This window comes from Flavobacterium sp. R1_16 (genome assembly GCF_057652095.1).
In genome coordinates this window covers 3,301-4,977 of the sequence record NZ_JBYFCG010000016.1, presented here as the reverse complement: position 1 = coordinate 4,977, position 1,677 = coordinate 3,301, and the positions used below count along the sequence as shown (strand labels likewise).

The window sequence follows — 1,677 nt, the reverse complement described above, 5'->3', positions numbered from 1 at the left end:
AAAAATAAGAAGAATACGTTCCTAGACATATTGAATTGACAGCCGTTTTAGAAGAGATTCTAAAACAAATAAAAAGAGAGTAAGAGAGTCGCAAGATTTGAAAAAAGACTAGCAATTCGTCGAAAAAAAAAGTTAGAGCAATCTAACGCACAATATACGATGAAGAGTTTGATCCTGGCTCAGGATGAACGCTAGCGGCAGGCTTAACACATGCAAGTCGAGGGGTATAGGTTTTCGAACCTAGAGACCGGCGCACGGGTGCGTAACGCGTATGCAATCTACCTTTTGCAGAGGGATAGCCCAGAGAAATTTGGATTAATACCTCATAGTATAGTACCTTGGCATCAAGGAACTATTAAAGTTCCAACGGCAAAAGATGAGCATGCGTCCCATTAGCTAGATGGTAAGGTAACGGCTTACCATGGCTACGATGGGTAGGGGTCCTGAGAGGGAGATCCCCCACACTGGTACTGAGACACGGACCAGACTCCTACGGGAGGCAGCAGTGAGGAATATTGGACAATGGGCGCAAGCCTGATCCAGCCATGCCGCGTGCAGGATGACGGTCCTATGGATTGTAAACTGCTTTTACACAGGAAGAAACAACGCTACGTGTAGCGTCTTGACGGTACTGTGAGAATAAGGATCGGCTAACTCCGTGCCAGCAGCCGCGGTAATACGGAGGATCCAAGCGTTATCCGGAATCATTGGGTTTAAAGGGTCCGTAGGCGGTTTAGTAAGTCAGTGGTGAAAGCCCATCGCTCAACGGTGGAACGGCCATTGATACTGCTAGACTTGAATTATTAGGAAGTAACTAGAATATGTAGTGTAGCGGTGAAATGCTTAGAGATTACATGGAATACCAATTGCGAAGGCAGGTTACTACTAATGGATTGACGCTGATGGACGAAAGCGTGGGTAGCGAACAGGATTAGATACCCTGGTAGTCCACGCCGTAAACGATGGATACTAGCTGTTGGGAGTAATCTCAGTGGCTAAGCGAAAGTGATAAGTATCCCACCTGGGGAGTACGTTCGCAAGAATGAAACTCAAAGGAATTGACGGGGGCCCGCACAAGCGGTGGAGCATGTGGTTTAATTCGATGATACGCGAGGAACCTTACCAAGGCTTAAATGTAGATTGACCGATTTGGAAACAGATCTTTCGCAAGACAATTTACAAGGTGCTGCATGGTTGTCGTCAGCTCGTGCCGTGAGGTGTCAGGTTAAGTCCTATAACGAGCGCAACCCCTGTTGTTAGTTGCCAGCGAGTAGTGTCGGGAACTCTAACAAGACTGCCAGTGCAAACTGTGAGGAAGGTGGGGATGACGTCAAATCATCACGGCCCTTACGCCTTGGGCTACACACGTGCTACAATGGCCGGTACAGAGAGCAGCCACTTCGTGAGGAGGAGCGAATCTATAAAACCGGTCACAGTTCGGATCGGAGTCTGCAACTCGACTCCGTGAAGCTGGAATCGCTAGTAATCGGATATCAGCCATGATCCGGTGAATACGTTCCCGGGCCTTGTACACACCGCCCGTCAAGCCATGGAAGCTGGGGGTGCCTGAAGTCGGTGACCGCAAGGAGCTGCCTAGGGTAAAACTGGTAACTAGGGCTAAGTCGTAACAAGGTAGCCGTACCGGAAGGTGCGGCTGGAACACCTCCTTTCTAGAGA

The 1,677-nt window shown here is 48.8% G+C and carries 1 rRNA gene; it reads left to right on the top strand.

The features are described from left to right. Positions 1 to 156 precede the first annotated feature (156 nt). Positions 157 to 1,670: ribosomal RNA gene (locus AC23L6_RS13225) — 16S ribosomal RNA — on the top strand. The last annotated feature ends 7 nt before the right edge of the window (positions 1,671 to 1,677 follow it).